Origin of the sequence: Polynucleobacter sp. AP-Melu-500A-A1 (assembly GCF_018882125.1) — a bacterium.
In the GTDB taxonomy this organism is placed as follows: Bacteria; Pseudomonadota; Gammaproteobacteria; order Burkholderiales; family Burkholderiaceae; genus Polynucleobacter.
The window spans coordinates 92379-118601 of record NZ_JACVOZ010000005.1; the positions used below are offsets into that span (position 1 = coordinate 92379).

23 protein-coding genes are annotated in these 26223 nt (G+C 44.1%); 14 read left to right on the forward strand and 9 right to left on the reverse strand.

The features are described from left to right. Nucleotides 1-2: 2 nt before the first annotated feature. Nucleotides 3-866: a 4-hydroxybenzoate octaprenyltransferase gene (gene ubiA / locus ICN38_RS11010; RefSeq protein ID WP_216257140.1), complete on the reverse strand. Its 864-nt coding sequence runs from the start codon at nt 864-866 to the stop codon at nt 3-5. A 10-nt stretch (nt 867-876) separates the two neighbouring features. Next, nucleotides 877-2967, reverse strand: a complete 2091-nt coding sequence (gene recG / locus ICN38_RS11015; protein ID WP_370624406.1) for an ATP-dependent DNA helicase RecG — start codon at nt 2965-2967, stop codon at nt 877-879. Between the two features lie 9 nt (nt 2968-2976). On the opposite strand from recG, the gene queA reads away from it, so the two are divergent. The 5 genes from queA (at nt 2977) to secF (ending at nt 8499) form a co-directional block, all read left to right on the forward strand. After that, nucleotides 2977-4023: a tRNA preQ1(34) S-adenosylmethionine ribosyltransferase-isomerase QueA gene (gene queA, locus ICN38_RS11020; RefSeq protein WP_216257142.1), complete on the forward strand. Its 1047-nt coding sequence runs from the start codon at nt 2977-2979 to the stop codon at nt 4021-4023. Beyond that, complete coding sequence (gene tgt / locus ICN38_RS11025) at nt 4020-5177, forward strand: tRNA guanosine(34) transglycosylase Tgt (RefSeq protein ID WP_216257143.1); 1158 nt, start codon at nt 4020-4022, stop codon at nt 5175-5177. Before queA ends, tgt begins: the two co-directional genes overlap by 4 nt. A 132-nt stretch (nt 5178-5309) precedes the next feature. Further along, nucleotides 5310-5636, forward strand: coding sequence for a preprotein translocase subunit YajC (gene yajC, locus ICN38_RS11030; RefSeq protein WP_216257144.1), 327 nt, complete (start codon nt 5310-5312; stop codon nt 5634-5636). 25 nt (nt 5637-5661) lie between these two features. Continuing rightward, nucleotides 5662-7521: a protein translocase subunit SecD gene (gene secD / locus ICN38_RS11035; RefSeq protein WP_216257145.1), complete on the forward strand. Its 1860-nt coding sequence runs from the start codon at nt 5662-5664 to the stop codon at nt 7519-7521. Between the two features lie 3 nt (nt 7522-7524). Continuing rightward, nucleotides 7525-8499 (forward strand): protein translocase subunit SecF, encoded by a 975-nt coding sequence (gene secF / locus ICN38_RS11040; RefSeq protein ID WP_216257146.1) that lies wholly within the window; start codon nt 7525-7527, stop codon nt 8497-8499. On the opposite strand, the gene ICN38_RS11045 is transcribed toward secF, so the two are convergent. Next, complete coding sequence (locus ICN38_RS11045) at nt 8496-9857, reverse strand: 3-deoxy-D-manno-octulosonic acid transferase (protein ID WP_216257147.1); 1362 nt, start codon at nt 9855-9857, stop codon at nt 8496-8498. The genes secF and ICN38_RS11045 overlap by 4 nt on opposite strands. Further along, nucleotides 9854-11233: an adenylosuccinate lyase gene (gene purB, locus ICN38_RS11050; RefSeq protein ID WP_216257148.1), complete on the reverse strand. Its 1380-nt coding sequence runs from the start codon at nt 11231-11233 to the stop codon at nt 9854-9856. The genes ICN38_RS11045 and purB overlap by 4 nt, the downstream gene beginning before the upstream one ends. An 88-nt stretch (nt 11234-11321) precedes the next feature. On the opposite strand from purB, the gene ICN38_RS11055 reads away from it, so the two are divergent. Then, nucleotides 11322-11936, forward strand: a complete 615-nt coding sequence (locus ICN38_RS11055) for a glutathione S-transferase N-terminal domain-containing protein (protein ID WP_216257149.1) — start codon at nt 11322-11324, stop codon at nt 11934-11936. A gap of 4 nt (nt 11937-11940) precedes the next feature. Here the strand turns inward: ICN38_RS11055 and mnmA are convergent, their stop codons facing one another. Then, nucleotides 11941-13053: a tRNA 2-thiouridine(34) synthase MnmA gene (gene mnmA, locus ICN38_RS11060; protein ID WP_216257150.1), complete on the reverse strand. Its 1113-nt coding sequence runs from the start codon at nt 13051-13053 to the stop codon at nt 11941-11943. A gap of 203 nt (nt 13054-13256) precedes the next feature. On the opposite strand from mnmA, the gene ICN38_RS11065 reads away from it, so the two are divergent. From ICN38_RS11065 to ICN38_RS11075, 3 genes are read left to right on the forward strand one after another with little or no spacing between them, the layout of a single operon-like run. Beyond that, nucleotides 13257-14387 (forward strand): Re/Si-specific NAD(P)(+) transhydrogenase subunit alpha, encoded by a 1131-nt coding sequence (locus ICN38_RS11065; protein WP_216257151.1) that lies wholly within the window; start codon nt 13257-13259, stop codon nt 14385-14387. Between the two features lie 25 nt (nt 14388-14412). Further along, the gene (locus tag ICN38_RS11070; protein WP_011903634.1) at nt 14413-14751 is read left to right on the forward strand and encodes a proton-translocating transhydrogenase family protein; all 339 of its coding nucleotides are present in this window, start codon (nt 14413-14415) and stop codon (nt 14749-14751) included. A gap of 43 nt (nt 14752-14794) precedes the next feature. After that, complete coding sequence (locus ICN38_RS11075; protein WP_216257152.1) at nt 14795-16162, forward strand: NAD(P)(+) transhydrogenase (Re/Si-specific) subunit beta; 1368 nt, start codon at nt 14795-14797, stop codon at nt 16160-16162. 177 nt (nt 16163-16339) lie between these two features. Here ICN38_RS11075 and ICN38_RS11080 read toward each other — a convergent pair whose 3' ends face one another. Together ICN38_RS11080 and ICN38_RS11085 are read right to left on the reverse strand one after the other, a co-directional pair. Then, nucleotides 16340-18142, reverse strand: coding sequence for a tetratricopeptide repeat protein (locus tag ICN38_RS11080; protein ID WP_216257153.1), 1803 nt, complete (start codon nt 18140-18142; stop codon nt 16340-16342). A gap of 173 nt (nt 18143-18315) precedes the next feature. Then, a complete protein-coding gene (locus ICN38_RS11085; RefSeq protein WP_216257154.1) occupies nt 18316-18642 on the reverse strand; it encodes a DUF805 domain-containing protein in 327 nt (108 codons plus the stop codon). A 107-nt stretch (nt 18643-18749) separates the two neighbouring features. Here ICN38_RS11085 and ICN38_RS11090 point away from each other — a divergent pair, with 107 nt between their 5' ends. From ICN38_RS11090 to ICN38_RS11100, 3 genes are read left to right on the forward strand one after another with little or no spacing between them, the layout of a single operon-like run. Beyond that, a complete protein-coding gene (locus tag ICN38_RS11090) occupies nt 18750-19652 on the forward strand; it encodes a dienelactone hydrolase family protein (protein ID WP_216257155.1) in 903 nt (300 codons plus the stop codon). Between the two features lie 59 nt (nt 19653-19711). Continuing rightward, on the forward strand, nt 19712-20806 hold the full coding sequence (locus ICN38_RS11095) for an acyltransferase (protein ID WP_216257156.1): 1095 nt from the start codon (nt 19712-19714) through the stop codon (nt 20804-20806). Nucleotides 20807-20823: 17 nt separating this feature from the next. Further along, the gene (locus ICN38_RS11100; protein ID WP_216257157.1) at nt 20824-22332 is read left to right on the forward strand and encodes a hypothetical protein; all 1509 of its coding nucleotides are present in this window, start codon (nt 20824-20826) and stop codon (nt 22330-22332) included. Between the two features lie 22 nt (nt 22333-22354). Here ICN38_RS11100 and ICN38_RS11105 read toward each other — a convergent pair whose 3' ends face one another. Beyond that, a complete protein-coding gene (locus tag ICN38_RS11105) occupies nt 22355-23446 on the reverse strand; it encodes an SGNH/GDSL hydrolase family protein (protein WP_216257158.1) in 1092 nt (363 codons plus the stop codon). Nucleotides 23447-23520: 74 nt separating this feature from the next. Between ICN38_RS11105 and ICN38_RS11110 the strand changes: the two genes are divergently transcribed. Together ICN38_RS11110 and ICN38_RS11115 are read left to right on the forward strand one after the other, a co-directional pair. Continuing rightward, nucleotides 23521-24489: a Bug family tripartite tricarboxylate transporter substrate binding protein gene (locus ICN38_RS11110; RefSeq protein WP_370624402.1), complete on the forward strand. Its 969-nt coding sequence runs from the start codon at nt 23521-23523 to the stop codon at nt 24487-24489. Between the two features lie 7 nt (nt 24490-24496). Next, nucleotides 24497-25468 carry a tripartite tricarboxylate transporter substrate binding protein gene (locus ICN38_RS11115; RefSeq protein WP_216257160.1) on the forward strand — a complete coding sequence of 324 codons (972 nt, stop codon included), beginning with the start codon at nt 24497-24499 and terminating at the stop codon, nt 25466-25468. A gap of 19 nt (nt 25469-25487) precedes the next feature. Here the strand turns inward: ICN38_RS11115 and ICN38_RS11120 are convergent, their stop codons facing one another. Further along, nucleotides 25488-26201 carry a hypothetical protein gene (locus ICN38_RS11120; RefSeq protein WP_216257161.1) on the reverse strand — a complete coding sequence of 238 codons (714 nt, stop codon included), beginning with the start codon at nt 26199-26201 and terminating at the stop codon, nt 25488-25490. Nucleotides 26202-26223 lie beyond the last annotated feature (22 nt).

Consider the following 26223-nt stretch of genomic DNA (forward strand, 5'->3'; position numbering starts at 1 on the left):
AACTAATTCAGGCTCAAGCCCAATACAATTCCTAAGAACAAAAATCCACCCAACCAATTGTTGTGGCGAAAAGCCTGGAAGCATTCTTCTCTTTTGCGAGTGGATACTAATTTCATATGATAAATAGCGCAGGCTAGCGCTGCACACCAGCCTACCAAGAAGTAATTACTCAAACTGGCAAGATTAGCTACCCATAACTGACTCATAAACAAGATGGCATAACTCAGGCCAATAGCAAGCACATCATAGCGTCCAAAGGTGATTGCCGAAGTACGCAAACCGAGTCGTATATCGTCTTCTCTATCGACCATAGCATAAGCAGTGTCATAGGCAATAGCCCAAAATATATTGCCTATAAATAAAACCCATGCTTCTAGGGGAATGAAATCCAAGACTGCAGCGTAAGCCATCGGTATACCAAAACCAAATGCGATCCCCAGAACAGCCTGAGGCATTGCAAAAAAACGTTTTGTAAATGGGTAGATAAAGGCAACTAGTAAAGCCAAAACGGATAACTCTTTCGTAAAATCATTTAGAGGCAAAATTAATAAGAATGCAAGCAAGGCTAAAGCCAGCGCTACACCCACGGCTTCTTTACCTGAAATCTTGCCGCTGGTTACTGGACGCCCTTGCGTCCTCATCACATGCCGATCAAAGTCTCGATCAGCATAGTCATTCATAGCGCAACCAGCACTACGCATTAAAAAGGTTCCAAGAACAAAGATCAGCAAAACGGCAGGATTGGGTACACCACTGCTCGCCAACCACAAGGCCCATAAGGTAGGCCATAAAAGTAAGAGCGTACCAATGGGTTTATCTAACCTAATAAGGTATGCATAAGAGGTGAGGCGATCAATTAAAGCCATAGGGCAATTATCATGCCTTTAGAAACTCAGCTCGAGAACCCAACCAGCGCTCCAAGTGGCGTTCAACGATATCGCCGTGATTGGCCAAGAGGCGATCAGCTGCTTGCTGGGCTAACTCAATCAGCCAAGCATCACGCTGCAGATCCACAAAGCGCAGCATAGCGTCGCCCGACTGCTTTGCCCCTAGGAGTTCACCGGGACCCCGCAGTGATAAATCCCGCTCAGCAATCACAAAACCATCGGAGACTTCTCGTAAGGTCTGCAAGCGCTCTTTAGCTGCCATTGAAAGCGGCTCTGCGTACATCAGAATACAAACAGAGTCTGCTGACCCCCTACCCACTCGTCCGCGTAATTGATGAATTTGGGCATAACCAAAACGCTCAGCATGTTCAATCACCATTAAGGCTGCATTAGGCACATCCACTCCAACTTCAATCACGGTCGTCGCTACTAATAGTTGAATTTCATTTGCCTTAAACGCCGCCATCACTGCTGCTTTTTCGTCTGCCTTGAGTCGCCCATGCACGAGGCCTACCTTAAAGCCTGGCAAGGCTTGGGTTAACTGCTCATAACTCTCTACTGCAGTCTGCAATTGAAGCGCTTCTGACTCTTCAATCAAAGGACAAACCCAATAAGCCTGTAACCCTTTTGTTAGCCAGCTTTGCAATCCACTAATGACCTCATCGCGACGGCTTGCCTTAACCACTTTAGTGGTAATGGGCTTACGACCAGGGGGCAATTCATCAATCACAGATACATCTAAATCTGCGTAGTAAGTCATCGCCAGAGTTCGGGGAATTGGAGTAGCCGACATCATTAATTGGTGGCAGTAGAACAATTCAGAGCCAAGGCGCTGTTGAATTTCTAAACGCTGCCGAACGCCAAAGCGATGTTGCTCATCAATTACCGCTAAACCTAATTTTGAAAAGTGCACGCTCTCTTGAATCAAAGCATGAGTACCAATTATGAGCTGGGCCTCACCATTCTCAATCACTTCTTGAGCAAGTCTTTTTTCTTTTGCCTTTAAGCTACCCGATAACCAAGCTATCTTCACACCTAATGGCTCAAACCATTCTTTCATCTTCAGATAATGTTGCTCAGCCAAGATCTCTGTTGGCGCCATAACTGCAGCTTGATAACCGTGGTCCATGACACGCGCAGCAGCCAGCGCAGCTACGACTGTCTTGCCGCTACCGACATCCCCCTGTAATAACCTATTCATTGGAAATGCATTGGATAAGTCAACTCCAATCTCACTCCAGACGCGATCTTGTGCCTTAGTTAAGGTAAATGGCAAGGCCTTCATTAGCCCCGTTTCAATACTCGCTTCATCTTTTTTTAATTTCGCAAAACTAGGCGCATGACGCCCTCTACGAATTGCATGAGCGCGCTTTAAGGAAATTTGTTGTGCTAGTAATTCTTCGAACTGTACGCGTCGCCACGCAGGATGTGTACGCTCAAGCAATGCTTGTGTATCAGCATCTGCAGGGGGTTGATGCAAATAGGTAATTGCTGCTTGCAGACTTGGCCAATCATTACTTGGTAAAAGCTGGGTCATTAATTGCTTTGGTAAAAACTCAGCCAAACTTTCTTGCAAACTGGGATCACGAAGTGCCTGTGCCACAGCTTTGCGAATGATAGTTTGCGAAATTCCTGCGCTCGCTGGATAGACTGGGGTAAGACTCTTGGGCAACGGTGCATCTGGGGCAATAGCTTTGACCGTGGGGTGCACCATCTCAGACCCCTGAAAGCCATCGCGCACATCACCACGCACTCGAATATGGGTGCCGACAGCCATTTGTTTTTGCTGACTCGGATAAAAGTTCAGAAAGCGAAGTTGCAGAGTTTGGGTGTCATCCTCAATCGTGACCAGCATTTGCCTTCTGGGCCTAAAGAGCACTTGATTACGGATCACCATACCCTGAGTTTGGACTGCATTAAACCTACCGTGACTGATGGCTTCCTCAATCGTCAGCAATTCTGTCTCATCCTCATAACGAGATGGAAGATGCAAAGCAAGGGCCATGGGGCTGTCTAAACCCATTTTTTGGAGTGAAGTTGGTGCTGGTTTAGTAGTCATCGTTAAAATCTCATACCTGATGGTAATGCTATGCAACTCTCTGACTTCAATTACGAACTTCCCAACGATCTAATCGCTCAACATCCCTTAGCGAATAGAACCGATAGTCGCCTCCTGGAACTGGTGCCCGACGAGGATAAACACGTCCAATTGGTAGACCGTCAGTTTAGAGAAATCCTAGACCTTGTGAAACCTGGGGATTTATTAGTATTTAACGATACCAAAGTGATTCCCGCTCGCCTTCATGGCAAAAAAGAAACGGGCGGGATAGTTGAACTTCTGATTGAACGCATCAGTGGTGAACAACAAGCTTGGGTTCAAATCCGAGCATCCAAGGTGCCTAAGATCGGATCGATTGTGGAAATTCACAATCAGGCAGGCGAAACATTTGATGTAGAAATGATTGGCTATGATGGACGCTTCTATGAAGTGCGCTTTCCAGAAAATGTCTTTGCATTGCTTGAGCGCTTCGGTGAACTCCCTTTACCGCCATACATTGAACACCAGCCTGATGGGGAGGATGCGCAGCGCTATCAAACAGTAGTAGCAAAGAATCCAGGCGCCGTGGCTGCCCCAACTGCAGGACTGCACTTTGATGAGCTTATTCTGCAGCAACTACATGATTTAGGGGTCAATCATGTAGCCCTTACTTTGCATGTTGGCGCAGGCACATTTACCCCTGTGCGTGAAGAAGATCTTTCAAAGCACAAGATGCATTACGAGTGGTTTTCCATTCCAGAATCAACTCTTCAGGCGATTGAAGAAACTAAGCGTGGGGGCGGTCGCATCATTGCGGTTGGAACCACCAGCCTCAGAGCCCTGGAGAGTCAAGCGATTAGTGGCCAAAGCGGTGGGCAGACTAATCTCTTTATTACGCCGGGGTTTCAATTTAAAACAGTAGACTGCTTATTAACCAACTTTCATCTGCCAAAATCTACCTTATTAATGCTGGTAAGTGCTTTTGCGGGTGTAGACAATATCCGCTCAGCCTATCAACATGCCATACAACAACAATATCGTTTCTTTAGTTATGGAGATGCGATGTTTTTAAGCCGACTCGAGACTACAAAGTTATGACCAAACCTGTTCACTTCAATATCTTGGCACGCGACTCACAAAGTCCAGCACGCCTCGGTCAGCTTGATCTTCCTCATGGAAGCGTGCAAACCCCAATCTTCATGCCCGTAGGAACCTATGGCACGGTCAAAGCCATGACTCCAAGAGATCTCGAAGAAGCCAAAGCGCAAATCATTCTGGGCAATACGTTTCATCTTTGGCTTAGACCAGGATTAGATGTCATCAAAAAACATGGCGGCTTACATCGCTTTATGGGCTGGGATAAACCCATCCTCACTGACTCTGGTGGCTTTCAAGTATTTAGCTTGGGTGCACTACGGAAGATTTCTGAAGAAGGCGTGACCTTTGCATCACCGATTAATGGTGACAAATTATTTATGTCTCCTGAAGTCTCCATGGAGATTCAGGCAGTGTTAAATAGTGACATCGCTATGCAATTTGATGAGTGCACTCCTTATGAAGTGAAAGGCCAAGCAACTTCTGAAAATACAGCGCGCGCTTCCCTGGAGATGTCATTACGTTGGGGGGATCGTTCTCTAAAACGCTTTCGGGAACTAGAGACTGGTAATGGACTCTTTGGTATTGTCCAAGGTGGCATGTTTGAAAATCTGCGGGAATTTTCACTAGATGCAGTAAGTCAGCAAGGATTCGATGGCATTGCCATTGGCGGCCTTTCGGTTGGAGAGCCTAAGCCTGAATTTGAACGTATTCTGACTTTCACAGCGCCTAAGTTACCAGAGCACATGCCGCACTACCTCATGGGAGTAGGAACACCGGAAGACTTGATTTTGGGGGTCAGCCTTGGAATTGACATGTTTGATTGCGTGATGCCAACTCGTAATGCCAGAAATGGTTGGTTATTTACCCGTTTTGGCGATCTAAAGCTACGCAATTCTGGCTACAAGGACGATGATCGTCCAGTAGACCCCACCTGTGCTTGCTATACCTGCCAAAACTTCACCAGGTCCTACTTAAATCACCTCCAAAAAGCCAATGAGATCCTTGGATCCCAGCTCAATACCATTCACAACCTCTCGTACTACCTACAATTAATGACCGAAGTTCGAGAGGCCTTGAGCAAGGACTGTTTTAGCGCCTATCGCGAGGAATTTCGCAGCAATCGCCAGCGTGGCGTGGAGCCCGGGCAGGATTAATAGCCCTGCAGAGCCTTAAGACCCTCCAAATCACCCCCAAAGCCACACACAGTTTAGAATTGCGGGTCTACGGCTTTGCTTAAAAGCCTAAAACTAAAGCAGTTTCCAAATAGTCTTTAAAGGAGGTTTTGTATGTGGATTAGTAACGCTTTTGCCCAAGCTCCAGCTGCGGGCGCAGATTCAAGCGGCTTAATGAGCTTTCTTCCCTTAGTGTTGATGTTCGCAGTTTTGTACTTCATCATGATTCGCCCACAAATGAAGCGTCAAAAAGAAACGAAAGCAATGCTCGAAGCATTAGCAGTTGGCGACGAAGTAGTGACTGTTGGCGGCATCATGGGCAAAGTGACTGCATTAAAAGATGCGGTAGTCACTGTTGAAATTTCTGCTGGTACAGAAGTGCAAATGCAAAAAGGCGCTATCACCACTGTATTGCCAAAAGGCACCTTGAAGTCTGCTTAATTAGTTAGTTGAAAAGTTTCTCAATATGAATCGCTATCCTCTCTGGAAATACCTAGTTATCGTCGTTGCTTTATTCATTGGCGGACTATATTCATTACCAAATTTCTATGGAGAGGCGCCTGCGGTTCAAGTCTCGTCCGCCAAGCCAACCATCAAGGTTGATTTGGCGACACAGTCTCGGGTTGAGAAAATTCTGTCAGAAGCTGACATTGCTAACACTGGCATCTTTTTTGAGGCCACCGGTAATGTTGGGTCTATCAAAGTTCGTTTTAACAATACTGATATTCAACTACGTGCTCGTGATCTCTTACAGCAGAAGTTAAATATCGATCAAAATGATCCCAATTTCACTGTTGCACTTAATCTACTCTCCAATACCCCAGGCTGGTTAAGTGCACTCAATGCCCTACCAATGCCCTTAGGCCTTGACCTGCGGGGTGGCGTCTATTTCCTCTTGCAGGTAGACATGAAAGGTGCAGTACAAAAGAAAGTGACTTCTTTAGCCACTGATATTCGCACTCAATTGCGTGATAAGACTATCCGCCATCAGGGTATTGAACGCGGCGCAGATTCCATCACTATTAATTTTGGCAGCATCGCCGATGCAGAGGCAGCACGTACAGTGCTGATGAATGCTCAACCAGAATTGATTTGGCAAGTGAAACCTACGGGTCTCTCACCAAAATTAGTCGGTGAATTTAAGCCAACTGCATTAAAAGAAATCCAAGATAACGCCGTTAAACAAAACATCATCACCTTAAATAAGCGCGTTAATGAATTAGCTGTGAAAGAGCCTGTGATTCAGCAACAAGGTGCAGAGCGGATTGTCGTGCAACTGCCAGGTGTCCAAGATACAGCGCGCGCCAAAGACATTATTGGTCGTACGGCAACTTTAGAGTCACGTCTTGCTGATCCAATCGTTTCTACTATTGGCATTGGTGAAACCCCGCCTCCTGGAATGGATGTATTCCGCTTTGGAGAAACACGTCTTGGCGTGTTTAAGAAGTCCGTTATTTTCAGTGGGGATCGCATTACTGATGCGAGTGCTGGCTTTGATCAAAACCAAAGACCTGCAGTCAATATTTCATTAGACGCTGCTGGCGGACGAGTAATGCAAGAAATCACGCGTGAAAACATTGGCAAACCCATGGGCATGATTCTCTTTGAAAAAGGGAAAGGTGAGGTGCTCACGATTGCCACGATTCAAGGTGAATTTGGTTCTAAGTTTCAAATTACGGGCCAGCCAACTACTGCAAGCGCCAATGATTTAGCACTTTTGCTACGCGCAGGCTCACTAGCAGCCCCAATGGAGATCATTGAAGAGCGCACCATTGGACCAAGCTTAGGCGCAGAGAATATTGAGAAGGGATTTAAATCCCTGTTGATCGGATTTGCTGCCATTGCCATTTTCATGATGGCCTACTACCTACTCTTTGGCGTTTTCTCGGTCATTGCTTTGGCGGTAAACCTGCTTTTGTTGATTTCTGTTTTATCGATGTTGCAGGCAACACTTACCTTACCAGGTATTGCGGCGATGGCATTAGCACTCGGTATGGCGATTGACTCGAACGTATTGATTAACGAACGTATTCGAGAAGAGCTACGCAATGGCGCTGCGCCCCATACAGCCATTGCAGTCGGCTTTGATAAAGCTTGGGCCACTATTTTGGACTCTAACGTCACCACTTTAATTGCTGGTCTTGCCTTGCTCGCTTTTGGCTCCGGTCCTATTAAAGGATTCGCGGTAGTGCATTGCCTTGGTATTTTGACTTCGATGTTCTCAGCAGTCTTCTTCTCGCGCGGTCTTGTCAACCTCTGGTACGGCAGGCATAAAAAGATTCAGAAACTCGCTATTGGCCAAGTTTGGCGCCCACAGGAGAAATAAGTCATGGAATTTTTTCGCATCAAAAAAGATATTCCATTTATGCGCCATGCATTGGTGCTCAATGCGATTTCTCTCGTCACCTTCTTAGCAGCAGTATTTTTCCTCTGGCATAACGGCCTCCATCTCTCTATTGAGTTTACGGGTGGTACCGTGATGGAGGTAAGCTATCCTCAAACAGCCCCGCTGGATTCCATTCGGGCCAAGGTAGAAAAGCTAGGTTATGCAGATACGCAAATCCAAAACTTTGGTAGCTCACGTGATGTGATGATTCGTCTGCCACTACAAAAAGATGCTGAAGGTAAGCTTATCTCCTCTGCCGATCAAAGCACTTCCGTGATGCAAGCGCTTGACTCTAGCGCAACTGGCGCCAAGCTTCAGCGTGTTGAATTTGTTGGTCCTCAAGTCGGTCAAGAATTAGCATTTGATGGTCTGAAGGCACTGATATTTGTCATCATCGGCATAGTTGTTTATCTTTCATTCCGCTTTGAGTGGAAGTTTGCTCTGGCCGGCATCATCGCGAACTTGCATGACATTGTGATCATCTTAGGCTTCTTCGCCTTTTTCCAGTGGGAGTTTTCACTCTCCGTACTTGCGGCTGTATTGGCAGTTCTGGGTTACTCCGTAAACGAGTCCGTGGTGATCTTTGACCGTATTCGTGAAAACTTCCGCAAGTACCGCAAGATGAACACGCGTGAGATTATTGATAACGCCATCACCAGCACCATCAGCCGTACCGTTATTACTCACGGTAGTACCGAGATGATGGTTCTGGCGATGTTGATTTTTGGTGGGCCCACTTTGTTCTACTTTGCCTTGGCACTCACCATTGGTATTTTGTTTGGTATTTACTCTTCTGTCTTCGTTGCAGCAGCACTAGCAATGTGGCTTGGCGTTACCCGTGAAGATTTAATCAAAGGCGAAAAAAAGCCAGACGACGATGCCAGAAAAGATGATCCTAATTTTGGCGCTAGAGTCTAAGCGCGAGAAAAGTGTTGATGATCAAGGGCGGCAATAATCCGCTTTGTCGCACCTTGATGTTCTACTGAATACGTCTTTGCAGCGCTTGCCATCAGCGCTAACTCAGCAGGATTAAGCAATAAAGACTTCAAAGCCTCCATCAATGCGATGGGTTCACCTAAGAGTAAATCCCCTTGAATTCGTTTAGCAGCGCCTGAGTCAAGCGCGTCTATGGATGCTTGTTGAAAGTTATAAGTATGCTCACCCAGTAATACCGGGCATCCAGCAGCGCAAGCTTCAATCAAATTCTGGCCTCCAAAACGTAAGAGGGTGCCACCCATCACCACCAAGTCGGCAGCGCTGTAATACATTGGCATCTCACCCATGGAGTCGCCTAAGACTACGTCTAAATCTGTATTGTCTTTGGGTATGCCTTGCCATTCAGTACGTCTACGAAATTTCAAGCCCACAGCATTAATCTGATCAGCAACTTCAGAGAATCGCTCAGGGTGACGCGGCACTAAACACAGCAAAGGCTGAACCTCAAAAGCGTGGCCCAGCAGTAAATCTTTCCAAGCCTTCAAAATGATGACTTCTTCACCATCACGGGTACTGGCAGCACACACCGTGAGGCGGTGACTTGCATGTAAATTTTCTTGCCAAGCCTTACCTTGTTTAACTAAGGTGGCATCTAGTGGTACATCAAACTTCAGATTGCCCACTACTTCGACATTTTGAACACCAAGACTGCGATAGCGCTGCGCATCAAAATCAGTCTGGGCCAAGATCCCTGCAAATGCCTGAAATAAAGCGCGCCCTGCTTTACCAAATTGTTTGACACGACGTGCGCTTCGTTCAGAGAGGCGTGCATTGACTAAAAAGAGTGGCAGACCTTTATCAGCACAACGAAAGACTACAGTAGGCCAGGCTTCAGTTTCCATAAAGAGGCCAAGCTTGGGTGCAAAGGTATTCAAAAAATGTTCGACAGTCCAACACAAGTCATACGGCAGATACACCTGACGAATCCGACCAGCTGCTATCTCTTGACCAAATAATTGTTTGCCAGTGCGGCGACCATTGAGCGTCATATGCGTGAGAAGAATGGATTCTCCTTTGGCAAGATAAGCCTCAATCAGCGGTTGTGCCGCTCGCGTCTCACCAACAGATACCGCATGAATCCACACAACACCTTTGGTAATGGGCTTGCTATAACCAAAACCAAGACGCTCGGGAATGTGATGAAGATAGGCAAACGCATGTCTGGAACGCCATGCCAGTCGAATAAAAGCTAATGGCAATAAGAGATGCCAAAGCAATTGATAAACAGCAAACCAAACCCGAGGACGCGCCCCGTATTCTGAAGCGGTAGTGAGACTCACTTTTTCAGACGTTCGGTCAGCTCGACCGCCTTACCTAAATATGAAGAAGGTGTCATTTCTAATAAGCGGGCTTTTGCATCATCCGGAATCTTCAAGCCACGAATGAAATTCTGTAGATCAGCTTGATTAATGCCTTTGCCGCGGGTGAGCTCTTTTAACTGCTCGTACGGATTCTCAATGCCATAGCGGCGCATGACCGTTTGAACAGGCTCAGCTAATACTTCCCAGCAGGCATCTAAGTCAGCAGCAATGGCAGCATGATTGACTTCTAATTTACCCAAGCCGCGCAAGGCACTGTCATAGGCTAAAACGCTGTGACCGAATGCAGGGCCTAAATTGCGCAACACTGTGGAGTCAGTCAGGTCACGCTGCCAGCGTGAGATTGGTAATTTTTCTGCGAGGTGGCGCAACAATGCATTTGCTACACCCAAATTACCTTCAGAGTTTTCAAAGTCAATCGGATTGACTTTATGCGGCATCGTTGAGGAACCAATTTCACCTGCCTTAGTGCGCTGTTTAAAGTATCCAATAGAAATATAGGCCCAGAAATCACGATCCATATCTAAAAGAATAGTATTTGCACGCGCAATCGCATCAAACAGTTGCGCCATGCCGTCATGAGGTTCAATCTGAATGGTGTAGGGATTAAAAGTTAAACCCAAACGCTTCTCCACCACACCTTTAGAAAAGTTTTCCCAGTCAAAATCTGGGTATGCAGAAATATGAGCGTTGTAATTTCCAACTGCACCATTCATCTTGCCTAGTAGTGGAGCTGCTGCAATCGATTCAATCGCACGCTCCAAACGTTTAGCAATATTAGCGATCTCTTTTCCTAGAGTACTTGGGGAGGCTGGTTGGCCATGGGTGCGGGATAACAAAGGCACCTTGGCATTCTCAAGCGCTAAATCTGTCAGCACTGACAAAATCTTGTTGAGCTGTGGCAAGAGTACTTCATCACGAGCACCGCGCAACATCAAACCATGTGAAGTGTTATTAATATCTTCGGAAGTACAGGCAAAGTGAATGAACTCACTGGCCTTCAATAAATCTGGACGCCCTGAAACTTTTTCTTTAAGGAAGTATTCAACCGCCTTAACGTCATGATTGGTTACCGCTTCAATATCTTTAATACGCTGAGCATCTGCATCTGAGAAATTCTCAGGAAGAGAAAGTAAGAAGGCCTCATCGGCTGCACTGATCTTTGGGACGTCTGGCAAGCCGGCTGATGCTAGAGCCAAAAGCCAGTGAATCTCGACAAAGACACGTTGGCGCATAAAGGCAGCTTCGGATAACCAGGGACGAAGCGCATCTAATTTTCCAGCGTAGCGGCCATCTAAAGGGGAAAGGGCATTAAGGGTTGAAAGCGGCTGACTCACGAATATTGCCTTTGCATGGAATATATCTATAAAACCTGATTTTAATGCGTTCTGCCATCCTTTCCTCAGTATGGCTATACTGTGCCCCATGAAACTCATCGGATCCCTCACCAGCCCCTATGTACGTAAAGTACGCATTGTTTTCTCAGAGAAAAAGCTTGATGTTGACCATACCCTGGAAAACGTCTGGGCCCCAGATACTAAAATTGCCCAAACCAACCCCTTAGGCAAGGTTCCATGCCTAATTCTGGATGATGGCGGCGTAATTTATGACTCGCGTGTGATTGCGGAATACGCTGATGGCCTTAGCCCCGTATGCAAGCTAATTCCAGCAGAAGCTCGCGATCGCGCCTCTGTAAGGACCTGGGAAGCCTTATCCGATGGCATTATGGATGCAGGTATTTTGGCGCGCTTAGAGCGCACTCTACGTCCAGCAGAACAGCAAAGCCAGATCTGGGTAGATCGCCAAATGGGCAAGATTAATACTGCCCTACGCCAAATGTCAGAACACCTTGGTGAAAATGCTTGGTGTCATGGCAATCAAATGACCTTGGCAGATATTGCTGTAGGTTGTGCGATTGGCTATTTATTATTTCGCTTTCCAGAAGTGAAATGGCAAACACAATATCCCAATCTCGATCGCCTCTATCAAAAGTTAATACAGAGAGCATCGTTTATAGAAACAGCGCCACCACCAGCTTAAGTCTTTAGGCGGAAATAATTCCGCCACCTAGACAAACATCGCCGTCATATAACACTGCTGATTGTCCTGGTGTTACTGCCCACTGCGCATCCGGAAAGCGCAACTCAAAACTGAGTGGACCTTCTTTGCCATCACTGATTGCGCACGCAGAATCGGTTTGACGATAACGCGTCTTGGCAGAATAATTTCCTGAAGTAGGTGCGCTACCCGCAACCCAACTCGCATCAATGGCCTCAAGCCTATTAGCCAATAACCATGGGTGCTCATGGCCTTGAGCCACATACAAAGTATTGTTCGCCACATCCTTGCGCGCTACATACCATGCATCACCGTTACCATCTTGACTTCCGCCCAGTCCAATCCCTTTGCGCTGACCCAAGGTGAAAAAAGCTAAGCCCATATGTTCGCCAACCACCTTGCCTTCAGGGGTTTTAATTGGTCCTGGTGTTGTTGGTAAATAGCGGTTTAAGAATTCTCTAAAAGGACGTTCGCCAATAAAACAAATTCCAGTGGAATCTTTTTTTCGGGCATTCGGTAAAGCAATTTTTTCTGCTATTTTTCGAACTTCAGTTTTCGGAATTTCTCCGAGCGGAAATAAAACATTTGCCAATTGACTTTGCGTCAAGCGGTGCAAAAAATAACTTTGATCTTTACTAGCATCGACTGCTTTTAACAATTGCACTTTGCCTGCTTCGTGTCTTACTCTGGCATAGTGACCAGTAGCAATAGCATCGGCACCTAAACTCATGGCATGATCTAAAAAGGCTTTGAATTTAATCTCTGCATTACAAAGCACATCGGGATTAGGGGTTCGCCCAGCAGCGTATTCGCGCAAAAAGTCGGCAAACACCCGTTCACGGTATTCGGCAGCAAAATTAACCGCTTCCACATCTATTCCAATTAAATCGGCTACAGAAACAACGTCGAGCCAATCCTGGCGGGCTGAACAATACTCGTCGTTGTCATCATCCTCCCAGTTCTTCATAAATAGGCCAATCACCTCGTAGCCCTGCTCCTTAAGCATCCAGGCTGCAACCGACGAATCCACCCCTCCAGACATGCCAATGACGACTTTGGTGGGATATTTAGGAGATTTCAAGGGTTTTATTGTCAACATCACAGAAGAATGGGAAGAATCATCAAAAAAATGCGAGAATGCTTTATAAATTGCTAAGCCCCATTGTAGAAGTCTCACCACGATTTCGCAGGATTATCGGTAAAAACCACGCCGGTAAACCTAGGGGCTAACTAAGTAGGTAAAACCTACCCCGTTTATATATAAAATAGAACTTTTAAAAATTTTGCTTTTGGAGACATGCCATGCGCATAGGAGTGCCGCTGGAAACTAGACTCGGGGAAACTCGAGTAGCCGCTACACCAGAAACCGTTAAAAAACTGATTAGTCAGGGTCATACCGTCGTCATTCAAAAAGACGCCGGCGTGAAGGCTAGTCAACCAGATGCTGCATACGAAGCTGTTGGGGCCACCATTGGTAGCGCTGCAGATGCATTTGGTGCTGAGCTTGTACTAAAAGTACGTGCACCTGAAGCGGCCGAATTAAAACAAATTAAAGCGGGTAGTGTGCTCATGGGCATGCTCGACCCATTTGATAACGATAATATTGCTGCGATGGCTGCTCAAGGTGTGACCGCATTCTCATTGGAAGCTGCGCCACGTACTACTCGCGCGCAAAGCATGGACGTACTCTCTTCACAGGCCAATATTGCTGGTTACAAAGCAGTCATGGTTGCAGCGAATGAGTATCAACGTTTCATGCCAATGCTCATGACTGCTGCAGGAACCGTCAAAGCAGCTCGTATATTAATTTTAGGTGCTGGTGTTGCAGGCTTACAGGCAATTGCTACCGCTAAACGCCTTGGTGCTGTGATTGAAGCATCCGATGTGCGTCCAGCTGCGAAAGAGCAAATTGAATCTTTGGGTGCAAAATTTGTTGATGTACCTTATGAAACCGATGAAGAGCGTGAAATCGCTCAGGGTGTTGGTGGGTATGCCCGTCCAATGCCAGAGGCTTGGATGAAACGTCAAGCTGCTTTGGTTGCTGAGCGTGCTCAGCAAGCTGACATCGTTATTACCACTGCATTAATTCCAGGTCGCAAACCTCCTATCCTGTTGCATAGCGATACCGTTGCCAATATGAAACCCGGCTCTGTGGTGATCGACTTAGCTGCAGGCAAAGGTGATAACGGATCTGGTAACTGCCCACTCACTCAAGCGGATAAATTGGTTGATGTGAATGGTGTCAAGATTGTGGGCTATACCAATTTGGCTAGCATGGTTGCAGCAGACTCTTCAGCGCTGTACTCACGTAACTTACTCGACTTCCTCAAGTTAATTGTGGATAAAGATGCAAAGTTAGTGATTCCAACTGATGATGACATCGTTACTGCTTGCTTAATGTGTCGTGATGGCCAAGCCATCCGTAAAAACTAATAGTAAAAAATTCTAAGGAAATATCATGGATCTCGCTGCCTTTCAAAGCATCCTCACAGTCCAAAATATCACGGTGTTCGTGCTGGCCATTTTTGTTGGCTACCACGTGGTGTGGAACGTTACTCCAGCACTACATACTCCATTGATGGCCGTAACTAACGCTATCTCTGGAATTATTATTGTTGGCGCCTTACTGCAGACCGAAGTTATCGGCGGTGATGAAATCACCCTCACCAGCATCATTGGTGCAGTTGCGGTATTCCTTGCATCTATCAACATTTTTGGTGGCTTTATGGTCACCCGTCGCATGCTAGAGATGTTCAAGAAAAAAGCTCCTAAAGCTGATGCAGCTGGAACTAAATAAAACTAGAACAAGACCTGTATAGAGACTAATAGAGACCAAAATAATGTCAAACATCACCGCTATTTCTTACCTCATTTCCTCAGTGCTATTTATTCTGGCACTGCGTGGATTGTCATCACCCACCACTTCACGCCAAGGCAATACTTTCGGCATGATTGGTATGCTCTTGGCCGTCATTACGACCTTCTTCATTCCTGACTTTAAGCCAGTGATTTCTTTAATTGGTGTCGCCATTGTTGGTGGCGCCATCATCGGTACGATTGCTGCTAAACGCGTACAGATGACCAAAATGCCTGAGCTGGTTGCATTGATGCACTCCTTTGTGGGCTTATCTGCTGTCTTGATCGCGATTGCAGCGGTTATCAATCCAGCCCAAGACCACACTGGTGCGCAGAAGATTGAACTCTTTATTGGCGCCTTCATTGGTGCAATTACCTTTACTGCGTCGGTAATTGCCTTTGGTAAGTTGTCTGGCAAAGTGAGTGGCAAACCAGTCACTTTTGCTGGCCAACATTTGCTCAACTTAGTGCTAGCAATTTCGATGATAGGCGCTGGTATTGCTTACTACTTGGGTGATAGTCACGCAGCCTTCTTGGCAATGTGTGCGATTGCTTTGGTATTGGGTGTGACTTTGATCATCCCCATTGGCGGTGCAGATATGCCAGTAGTGGTATCGATGCTCAACAGTTACTCTGGTTGGGCGGCTGCTGGTATTGGTTTCACCTTAAACAACCCTGTGTTGATTATTGCCGGCGCTTGCGTTGGATCATCAGGCGCAATTCTGTCTTACATTATGTGTAAAGCGATGAACCGCTCCATCATCGCAGTATTGCTCGGCGGCTTCGGTGCTGAAGCTGCTGCTGGTGGTGGCGATGATGGCAGTCCAAAGAATTACAAAACTGGCTCACCAGAAGATGCTGCATTCCTAATGGAAAATGCTGACACTGTCATCATCGTTCCAGGTTACGGTTTAGCGGTGGCGCGTGCCCAGCATGCTCTGAAAGAATTAACTGAGAAGCTTACGCATCATGGTGTGACGGTTAAATATGCGATCCACCCAGTGGCAGGTCGTATGCCTGGCCACATGAACGTTCTATTAGCTGAAGCTGAAGTTCCCTATGATCAAGTATTTGAGATGGAAGACATCAACAGTGATTTTGGTCAAGCCGACGTTGTCTTAGTGCTTGGCGCAAATGACGTGGTGAATCCAGCTGCACGTACCCCTGGCAGCCCAATTTTTGGTATGCCAATCTTGGAAGCTTTCAAAGCGAAAACAATCATCGTAAACAAACGTTCGATGGCCGCTGGTTATGCTGGTCTTGATAACGAACTCTTCTACATGGATAAAACCATGATGGTCTTCGGTGATGCGAAGAAGGTCGTTGAAGATATGGTGAAGTCAGTCTCTTAAAGCAAAAGTACTCAATAAAAATCCCGCTCCAACCAGGGCGGGATTTTTTTATTTCAACATCACACCCCTCGTACAGTTTTAACGATGAAGTACTTAAAGTCTGCTCTACGCTGCTTTATGCAACTTGTATAAAGCAGCAGTTGCGATAATTTCAAACATATTTGTGAAAAACTTCTGTCAGTATTTCTTAAGCAAGAAATAATATCCCTCAACTTCAACATCATTTTCCTGTCTTATGGGGCTCTCCAAAAAATGTTCGATTTTGAAGTTATGCAAAGATGCTAATTTTTGAATGTACTCCTTTGCATGACTATATCTCAGCGTTCTTGGTGACAAAACAAATTCGCTAGAATCACTCTTTTCTACGCTGAAACAAAAAAGGCCGCCAGCTTTTATGAGCCTAGATAAGGATATGAAAATATTACTTAGCTCTCCAATATAAATAAATACATCAGAGGAAATAACCAAATCAAATTCATCGTTACAGTTATTCAAAAATTCCGAAATTTCTTCAGCGACCAACTTATCGTAAGCACCTGTTAACTCCGCCCTTGCAAGCATTTCTTTCGATAAATCAACCCCTACAATTCTTGAGGCATAGGGCTTGAGCAACTTTCCCATTAATCCAGTGCCACAACCAATGTCCAAGATTTCGAATTTGTTGTTAATACTTAGATTTAATAATCCAAGCAACTTATTCGGAGCTTCATATTTAAGGGTATTGATAAGATGTTGATCAAAGGAATCGGCGTAATTATCAAATAACTCTGCAACAAAATTTTTCGGCATTGGTTTTAAGCCATTGTTAGGCTTTAATGCTGAAAGTAGATATTCTGCATACCCTTCTCGGCTATAGTTATATTTAACTGCATTTTCTAAATTCTCTATAGCGCTTGCATGTTGATTAAGCGCAATATTCGTTAAAGCTTTTTGATAAAAATAACTTGCTTCATCAGGTTTCAGACTTAATGCCTTATCGTAGTGAGCAATAGCCTCTTCATAACGTTTAAGTTCATGCAGGGTATTGCCTTTATTGGACCAGCCTTCTGCATAGTCAGGCTTCAGACTTAATGCCTTGTCGTAATGAGCAACAGCCTCGTCATACCGTTTAAGTTCATGCAGGGTATTGCCTTTATTGGACCAGCCTTCCGCATAATCGGGTTTCAGACTGAGCGCTTTATCGTAGTGAGTAATAGCCTCTACATACCGTTTAAGTTCATGCAGGGTATTGCCTTTATTGGACCAGCCTTCCGCATAATCGGGTTTCAGACTTAATGCCTTATCGTAGTGAGCAATAGCCTCTTCATAACGTTTAAGTTCATGCAGGGTATTGCCTTTATTGGACCAGCCTTCTGCATAGTCAGGCTTCAGACTGAGCGCTTTATCGCATGCCTCTAAAGCCTCTAAGAATCGTTTTAACTTATTAAGGGGAACACTTTTATTTGACCAAGCCTCGTGATAGCTAGCGGCAAGCTTAATAGCCTCGTTATAGGCGTTGATGGACTCCTGATATAAATTCAAATTATTTAATGCAATACCTTTGTTGGACCAAGCCTCTGGGATATCAGGCCTTATTTGGATTGCCCTATCTAAGACCTCTAATGCCAAAAGATAATTTTTAATATCATTACAAGTTGAACCCTTATTAATCAAAACCTCGGCATCATCGGGCTGAATTTTGAGGGCTAAATCATAGGCATCTAGTGCAAGCTGGTGCTCACCCTTTAATGAATGGATAAGTCCTAGGTTATAAGGAATCCTTACGTCATCATTTTTATAGGACTGCAAGCAGTAAAAAATAGCTGATGCCTCCATAAATCTATTGGCTTTTGCATAAGCAATAGCCATTTCAAAAATAACATCAGCACTATTTTTATCGTTTTCCAGAGTCTCCTGTAGCACCAATTTAGCACTATCAAAATCTCCGTCCTGGAAATTTTGGATAGCTTGCTGAAGTACTGCTTGAAGTTCGGAATTCATAGTAGGTATTCTATCGCGACGATACTTACTTTAAAGATAAGATTAAATTGAATATTAATTCGAGAAAAATACTGTCCTACTTTGTAAAAGTATACAAATGGGAAGTTTTATTCCCTCAGGGAGCAAAGGAATGAGGCCCGATTTACTCGGGCCTTTTAACTTAATATCAGAACTTACACTGCGTATTGATTATCGACTTCTTTGCTTGGTTGTACATACCAATAGATCAGAACAAGAATACCAATCAAGCTAATTGCAAGTAACTGCCACCAACCTGATCTTCCTACGTCATGTAATCTTCTGCAAGCAACAGAAATCGAAGGCAAAATCAAGATAATATTGGCGAAGGAAACGATGCTGCCATCTCCAAAAAGTGTAGACAAAGCCAATCCAACAATGACACAAAAAAGACTGAACCACCAATACTCACTGCGACTAGCGCGGCCAGTAAATGTTGCATATTTTTTGAAACAAGTTGAAATCGATTCAGTAAACGTCATAGTATTTTAGTCTCCATAAAAAATGTAAATGTTTTAAAAATCATTGTAAAGCTATAAAAATTCAATTTACTATCAGACTTTATTTATCTCAAGCAAAATTTAAGACTATGCTTCAACCCCTCCCTATTACTAGTAATGCATTCCAAAAGTTAGTCCTTGGGCTGTCATTGGGCATTCTCCTTTGCTGGATAAATCCTGGTATTACTGCTGAAATACCTGTTCCAGAAACTGTCAGGATTAATTTGAAAGATTACAGCACACCCATAGTCGTGCAAGTTTTTAAACCCGAAGGCGATGGTCCTTTTCCGCTGGTTGTCTTTATGCACGGGCGCGCTGGCACCCAAGAAGCTCGAGCAAACCTTAAAAATCCAATTCTTCCTGGCCATGCTGCATATTGGATGCGTAAAGGCTTTGCAGTGATAGCACCATTTAGACCTGGTTATGGAGAAACTGGGGGGCCAGATATGGAACGCTCAGGCAATTCCATAACAAAAGATGGTCGCTGTATTGGAGATCACAAATATAAAGAGGTTGCAGAAAATGCTGCAAAACCAATGAGAGATCTGATTGGATGGGCAAAATCCCAAAGTTGGGTGAATCCCCAAAAAATCTTACTAGTTGGACAATCGGTAGGTGGACTGACAGCAGTTGCTCTTGGTGCGAATCCTCCTTCAGGAGTTCTTGCTTATATCAATTTTGTTGGTGGCACAGGAGGCGATCCAATCCGCAACCCCGGTAATTCCTGCTTTCCTGAAGTTTTAACTGAACTCTATGGCAGTCTTGGCAAGACCACCAAAATACCCAATCTCTGGCTTTACGCAGAAAACGATGAGTACTGGGGTGCAACTGCACCCATTGAATGGCACAAAGCCTTTTTAGCAAGCGGGGGCTCTGGACAGTTTGTAATGACTGCTCCCCTACCGGGACGCGGTGGTCACAGCCTACTACAATGGGGCGGCCGACTTTGGGCAGATCATACCGATCCATTTGTGAAGTCCCTTGGCTTTTAGTTCTTTTAAAAATGATTTTTCACACTAGAGCATTTACGTAAAGCTACTTTAATAAAATTGTGATTAATTCCTTACCTGAAAAAAAGCTGTTGGGCCTTGAGGTATTAAGATTTATTTCAGCAATGGCGATCTTAGTGTTTCACTATCACCAATTTGCCTATGTTGGTCTCACATTAGTTAACTATCAAGCGGATCAACAGCCCTTTTACACGCTCTTTAAATGGTTTTATCTTCATGGCGAATTAGGTGTTCAGTTTTTTTGGTGCATTAGTGGTTTTATTTTCTTCTGGAAATACCAAAATGCGATCCATCAAAAAATCATTGGTGGTGGTCAATTTTTTGTCCTAAGACTTTCTAGGCTCTACCCATTGCACTTTGCAACTTTGCTACTCATCGCTGCGCTGCAAATCATTTATTTCAGAGACTATGGTAATTATTTCGTAGTACACAATAATGATCTAAAGCATTTCATTTTGCAGCTTTTCTTAGCCAGCAATTGGGGTGGTCAAGGATTTAGCTTTAATGCGCCCATTTGGTCTATTTCTGTTGAGGTACTGATATATCTGTTTTTCTTTCTAGTACTAAGATATGTTGGTAAAGCTGTCTGGGTGACCTTGTTGGTGCTATTAATTGCTGGATTGATTAAGTTTAATAATCTAACCGAGTCATTTATTGTGGACTGCATCATCTACTTTTACCTTGGTGGCTTAACTGCCCAGATATTCAAAATATTTGAAAACACAAAATACCAAAAATTTATTCTGGTATTCAGTCTTTTAGTGGTCATTAGCCCTCTTGTTGTTCTAAATGAAGATTCTTTTAGGCAAATGAAAACTATTTTCTTGCTTATCTTCGCCCCAGCACTGATATATATTGCAGCAGTGGAGATTAAGGTTTCTCAGAAAATTGGAAATTTGATTGAGGCCCTAGGGAATATGACCTATTCGAGCTATCTCATCCATCTTCCGCTTCAGCTCTTGGTTGTTTTAATGCTAGGAGCCCTAAATATAGCCATGCCTTTTTATTCGTCCTACTTCTTTATTTTTTATATGGCATTAGTCTTATGCTTATCCCGCATTATTTACTTAAAATATGAAAAGCCGATGCAAGATTTCATCCGTTTACGAGCTAGCAATCTTAAAAAAGTAAAATAGTCTGCCTAGAACAACATATGCCTGCAAAAATTTCCAATCAACTTAAGTCATTCACTAGATTGCAGCAATTTTTTCTAGTGTTTGTGATTTACTTCATTGGTTTTTGGATTATTCAGTGCTTTCATCTCATTCAATATCCCATCCCTACTGAATATCGAGATTGGGGCAGTATTGATCTTAGTAATGCCCTTTATGGTCAACTTTCACCGTATTCATTTTCTGATGGGCCGCCGTTTTTCTATATCTATGGATTAGTTTTTCCCCTTATAGCGGGAGGTTTGAGCAGCATTTTTCATGTCGATATATTTTTGCTCACGAAATTATTCGTATGCGCCTGCATCATCCTGACTGCTTTACTCATCGCCTCTGAAGTTTTTGCATTAAGTAGCCAGCTGTTTCCAGCAATTCTAGGCTTTGCTGCAATCCTTTGGACTGGGTCAGCAACCAATGCGGCATTCATACTCAATCCCGCTTCCTGCGGGCTATTGATCATCATATTTGTTTTATCCAAAATCAGAAAATCTCAAAGCTTCACTTCGATTCTAGTAGTCGCACTAGGAACTGTTCTAGCCTTTTATACAAAACAATATTTTGTTTATATTTTTGCGCCTATTTTTCTTTTTCTCTTACTGAACTCAGGATTTAAAAAAGCGCTGACTTATGCCTTAGCCTTCTTAGGTATTTTGGTAGCGTCCGTTCTACTCATCAGTCAAATCTATCCAGTTTATTTCTACGCCACAATATTGGCGCAATTCTATGCAGTAGGCGGTGGGTGGGGTCATGCCCGCAGTCAACTGATTCTCTTTTTTAATCAATATTGGCCCCTCATCATCCTTCTCTTCTTATACCTTTGGAAGAGAGCAAAAAAACAGGGTGCCTATAGCCCTGGTGAAAATTTATATCTATTAGTCTTATTGATTGCGGCGCTATGCTTAATTCCCTTGGGACGCAATACAGGCTCTTTCTTGAGCTACTACTATCAATTGGCCTTACCGGCACTAATTGTTATTGGATTGATTTCTCTATCCAGATTAAGATCAAAAGCGGCCAGTGCTTTTTTTATTACCGGAATCCTGATCTTTAGTATTTTTCATGGTGAACTATTAAGCTATCGCTCCATCTATAGCGAGCAGTCTTTGCAGAGATGGTCTTTTGCTAATCAAATCATTGCAAATATTCAAGGGCCAAAATTAATTTCTAGCCCAATTTTGGCTCCCATCATGGGTGATTCAGTTTTGCTAGATAACGGACACTCTGAGTGTTATGTAGGTCTAGATACCCCTTCAACAACACTAGATATCCTCTTCCCTAAAAGGCATATCTATTTCAATGCTTTTAAAACCTATTACGATGACATTGATAGCCAAATAGCCCGTAAACACTTCAAGTTAATTGCCACCACCAAAGATTTTCATCCGATGATTGCCCAAACCACTTTAGAGGCTAATTATTTGAAATTGGAAACCATTGACCTACAAACAGGTGGGCAAAATTGGGTCACTGAGTTTTGGGTCCCAAAGGATTAATTTTTGCGGACCTACATCTGCACTAATGAAGTTCTTGCATTGTTTTATCCACGCATCTTGCTATTTTTTTATACCCCTCTGGATTTGGGTGAGGGTCATTCATAAAATAATCCGCAGGCTCAAGACCACAGTTTTTGAATCCATCTACTAGCTTAGCGCCAGAGTGAGCTATTTTTTCTCTGGCCAGCTGACCTAAGGGATTGGGGGTATTGCCACGTTCAAGCTCTTCTTTTGTAGGGATGTGAATAAAAACAATATTATTCCCGTATTGCTTTATCAAAGTCTCCATAGCAGGTAAATTAGGATTGGCAAATCTTAATTTGTATTCATTTTTGATATATCCCCATATAAAATGAAGACTTGAGAAATATTGACGAAAGAATTTTTTCTCCTTGGCTACGCTTTTATCTGCATATTCAGCATCTCTAAATTTCCTCAACTGACTAACAAATGCTTCGTCATCTTTTTCGGGCTTTGGATAATATCCTTCATCGCCCTTACAGTTTTTACTATCAGCCAGACAATTTAAAAAACGCTCAGGAAAATTCCAGACGACTCTTTGATAGTCATCCGATATAAAGGGAACAATCACTTTATTAATACGGATTCCTGAATCGACTAATTGGTCATTGAGCAACTTCCACTGGGCAAAGCCCGTACCAAGTAGTCCTCCATTAATCATCTGTATTGTTTTGCTATTTTTATCCTCTAGATCGTAAAACCAAGGCGTAGCGCCCTGACCTTCGGTAAATGAATCGCCAAGTACTAAAGTACTTGGTAGGTCCTTGTCGATATTGCGCTTTTGAACCAATCCTAAATTATTGGTCTTGAATTCGTAATCGTATTCTTTATGTAATCCGGGTCCATCTTCATAATAGGCAGTGGCACGAACGGTTGTGTTGGGCAAATACGTAAAGATTTTGCCTTGATTGCGAAATGCAGGGGCCTGATCTGCTGTGCCAAAAAGCATATACCTACGACTACGCTCATGGTCGTTAGAAAGCTCTTTACCAATAATAAGGCTAGCAATCATTTCAAACAGCAGCAAGCCAATGAAAAGCGACCCTATTGCTATCAGAATATTTTTTAGTATTGTGAGGGGGTTATTAGTCATGTTTCGTCTAATTTTTTAAATACAATAACAGTTAATAATAAAATTTTAGCCCCACTTATGAAATGGTCACATCTGTGAAAAAACTGATTGTTATTGCCTCTGCGATTACAGGCCTAGCCCTCTCCCAAATATCACTTGCCGCTTATCCGGAGAAGTCGATTCGTCTAGTGGTGCCATTTGCCACTGGAGGAACCTCAGAAATTGTGGCCCGCTCAGTGGCTAGTAGTCTGTCGACAAGTCTTGGTCAATCCGTCTATGTCGATAACAAGCCAGGCGGCGCTGGAAATATTGCCATGGAAGAAGTTAAGCGTGCAAATCCAGATGGCTACACACTGATTTTGGGTCACGTAGGCACCTTGGCTGTTAATCCTGCTTTATTTGGTAGCAAGCTGCCGTATGACCCCAATAAAGATTTTGCTCCGGTGACTTTAGTTGCAAAAGTACCCAACGTGATTGCAGTCAGCAGTAAGAGCTCCTACAAAACGTTGGCCGACTTGGTGGCGGATGCTAAAAAGAATCCAGGAAAAATTAATTATGGTTCTGCAGGCAATGGCAGTGCTGGCCACCTAGCAATGGAATACTTTTCTGCAGTTGCTGGGATTGACTTAGTTCATGTTCCCTACAAAGGATCCGGCCCGATGCTGACTGATCTCATTGGTGGACAGATACAGGCGACCTTTAATGGCCTTCCCTCATTAATGGGACAAATTAGTGGTGGCGCTCTCCGCCCGTTAGCTGTTGGCTCCATAGAGAGATCAAAGGTACTTCCTAATGTGCCAACGATCGCTGAATCTGGCTACAAAGGATTTGAAACTTCTCAATGGTATGGAATCATGGCACCAGCAGGAACTCCAAAACCCATTATTGATAGACTCCAAAAAGAGATTGCGAAGGCTCTTAAAAATAAGGAAGACTCTAAGCGTATGTTAGAAGATGGTGCTGTATTAATAGGCGACACTCCTGAGCAATTTGCTGCGTTCATCAAAGTTGAACAAGGTCGTTGGGGTAAAGTCGTTGAAAAAGCTGGCATTCAAGTAGATTGAGTCTCCAATGAAAATATTATCTTCAAGTCTGATTACGTGCTTACTATGCATCCTTAATGTAGGTATTGCTAATGCGCAAAGCACATACCCTAATCGAACTATCCAAACTATCATGCCGCTTCAAGCCGGTAGTGGTGTTGATATTCTGTTTCGCCCGATCGCACAAAAGATGAGTGAGACCTTAGGTCAAGCTGTCACGATTGAAAATATTCCTGGCGGCGCAGGTTTAATAGGAACTGCCAAGGTAGCGCAAAGTCCTGCAGAAGGCTACGCCTTAGGAGCATTTAACGACAGCATTCTGACCATGCTACCCAATCTGTATAAAAAGATTGATTACGATCCAGTACAAAGTTTTGCGCCTATCTCAGAACTCGCCGCTATTACTTTTGTACTCGTTGCTAACCCCGCTTTTCCAGGAAATACTGCAGCTGACTTGGTTCGCATCGCTAAAGAAAAACCGGGCAAGATTGACTATGCCTCTGGAGGTAACGGCTCACCACAACATATTGGTATGGAAATCTTTCGTCAATATACCGGTGCGCCCATTGTTCATATTCCCTATCGTGGCGCTGCTGCAGCAGTCACCGATGTGATGGCAGGACAAGTACCTGTCATGATTAGTGCACTCTCAGTAGTGCTTCCTCACATTCGCGCAGGCAAACTCAAGGTATTGGGAGTTGCTAGTAAAACCCGCTCGCCATTGCTACCCAATACCCCAACGATTGATGAAAGCGTTAAAGGCTATGAGTTTTCTACTTGGGGTGCACTACTTGCACCCAAGGGAACGCCACCAGCAGTCATTGACAAACTCAATGAGTCTTTAGCCATTGCGCTGAAAGATCCGAAGCTGCGTGAGCAACTGATTGCCCAAGGTTTTGAATTTGTTCCTCTGGGCTCAGATCATTTAAAAAATATGATTGCCCAAGGCTTAGTAAAAATGAAAAAAGTTATCAAGGATGGTGGTATTCAGCCTGATTGAGGCCAAAGGTTTCTCCCTCTTAGCGTCTTTGATAACTATTCAATAAATTATCCTGCAAGACATATGCAATGCCATTAGCAATGAGTGAGAGCTCTTGGTCTAATACCCGCGTCTTATAAGTCCAACCCGTAGGCAATTTTAATTGTTTAGCGAGATCTGGTAAATCGCTCATCGCTAAATTGGGATTAATAATTTGGGAGTAAGACTGCATCACATAAACCTCACCAGTAGGCGAAGTGAGCTCATAAATTGACGTACCCGACTTATAGATAAAGTTAGTAGTTCGAATAACTTCATTAGGGGAGTATTGCTTGCTACCGAGTAATTGCTTAAGTAAACCCACTTTAAGCGTAGCGCGTAAATTCATGTCAATGCCCCCAAAGGATTCCTTAACTGAATTAACAGTGCTGCCTGCTGCTTGAATCTCATCCATAGTCCAGTAACGCGGGCCGTTCAGAAGCACAAATGAGGCTCCATAGGCCTTTTCAACGGATTCTTTTGTCAGCGTCTTCCATTGAGCTTCTGGACAAAGATTGAGCCCCTGAGTATTAAAGACCTTAACTTCTAATGTTAAAAAATCGCGCTTCCCATAGATCACCTCGCAATAGCGTAGGTTACGCAAGTTGGAAACACTCTTTTCATATTCTGGATTGACATTGGTTGTTTGTCCAAATGCGTGGCCAATCGATAAGATAAAGCCAAGGGTAATCAAAAGGAATTGATTCATGCGCATGAGGATGTCCATCCAAAAGGGT

Excerpts from the sequence above, each read along its gene's own strand:
- ubiA (WP_216257140.1), bottom strand. The coding sequence starts at position 866 with ATGGCTTTAATTGATCGCCTCACCTCTTATGCATACCTTATTAGGTTA.
- mnmA (WP_216257150.1), bottom strand. The coding sequence starts at position 13,053 with ATGTTGACAATAAAACCCTTGAAATCTCCTAAATATCCCACCAAAGTC.
- ICN38_RS11100 (WP_216257157.1), top strand. The coding sequence starts at position 20,824 with ATGCCTGCAAAAATTTCCAATCAACTTAAGTCATTCACTAGATTGCAG.
- ICN38_RS11085 (WP_216257154.1), bottom strand. The coding sequence starts at position 18,642 with ATGACGTTTACTGAATCGATTTCAACTTGTTTCAAAAAATATGCAACA.
- queA (WP_216257142.1), top strand. The coding sequence starts at position 2,977 with ATGCAACTCTCTGACTTCAATTACGAACTTCCCAACGATCTAATCGCT.
- ICN38_RS11115 (WP_216257160.1), top strand. The coding sequence starts at position 24,497 with ATGAAAATATTATCTTCAAGTCTGATTACGTGCTTACTATGCATCCTT.
- ICN38_RS11055 (WP_216257149.1), top strand. The coding sequence starts at position 11,322 with ATGAAACTCATCGGATCCCTCACCAGCCCCTATGTACGTAAAGTACGC.
- yajC (WP_216257144.1), top strand. The coding sequence starts at position 5,310 with ATGTGGATTAGTAACGCTTTTGCCCAAGCTCCAGCTGCGGGCGCAGAT.
- ICN38_RS11090 (WP_216257155.1), top strand. The coding sequence starts at position 18,750 with ATGCTTCAACCCCTCCCTATTACTAGTAATGCATTCCAAAAGTTAGTC.
- secF (WP_216257146.1), top strand. The coding sequence starts at position 7,525 with ATGGAATTTTTTCGCATCAAAAAAGATATTCCATTTATGCGCCATGCA.
- ICN38_RS11105 (WP_216257158.1), bottom strand. The coding sequence starts at position 23,446 with ATGACTAATAACCCCCTCACAATACTAAAAAATATTCTGATAGCAATA.
- ICN38_RS11070 (WP_011903634.1), top strand. The coding sequence starts at position 14,413 with ATGGATCTCGCTGCCTTTCAAAGCATCCTCACAGTCCAAAATATCACG.
- secD (WP_216257145.1), top strand. The coding sequence starts at position 5,662 with ATGAATCGCTATCCTCTCTGGAAATACCTAGTTATCGTCGTTGCTTTA.
- ICN38_RS11075 (WP_216257152.1), top strand. The coding sequence starts at position 14,795 with ATGTCAAACATCACCGCTATTTCTTACCTCATTTCCTCAGTGCTATTT.
- ICN38_RS11120 (WP_216257161.1), bottom strand. The coding sequence starts at position 26,201 with ATGCGCATGAATCAATTCCTTTTGATTACCCTTGGCTTTATCTTATCG.
- ICN38_RS11080 (WP_216257153.1), bottom strand. The coding sequence starts at position 18,142 with ATGAATTCCGAACTTCAAGCAGTACTTCAGCAAGCTATCCAAAATTTC.
- ICN38_RS11065 (WP_216257151.1), top strand. The coding sequence starts at position 13,257 with ATGCGCATAGGAGTGCCGCTGGAAACTAGACTCGGGGAAACTCGAGTA.
- tgt (WP_216257143.1), top strand. The coding sequence starts at position 4,020 with ATGACCAAACCTGTTCACTTCAATATCTTGGCACGCGACTCACAAAGT.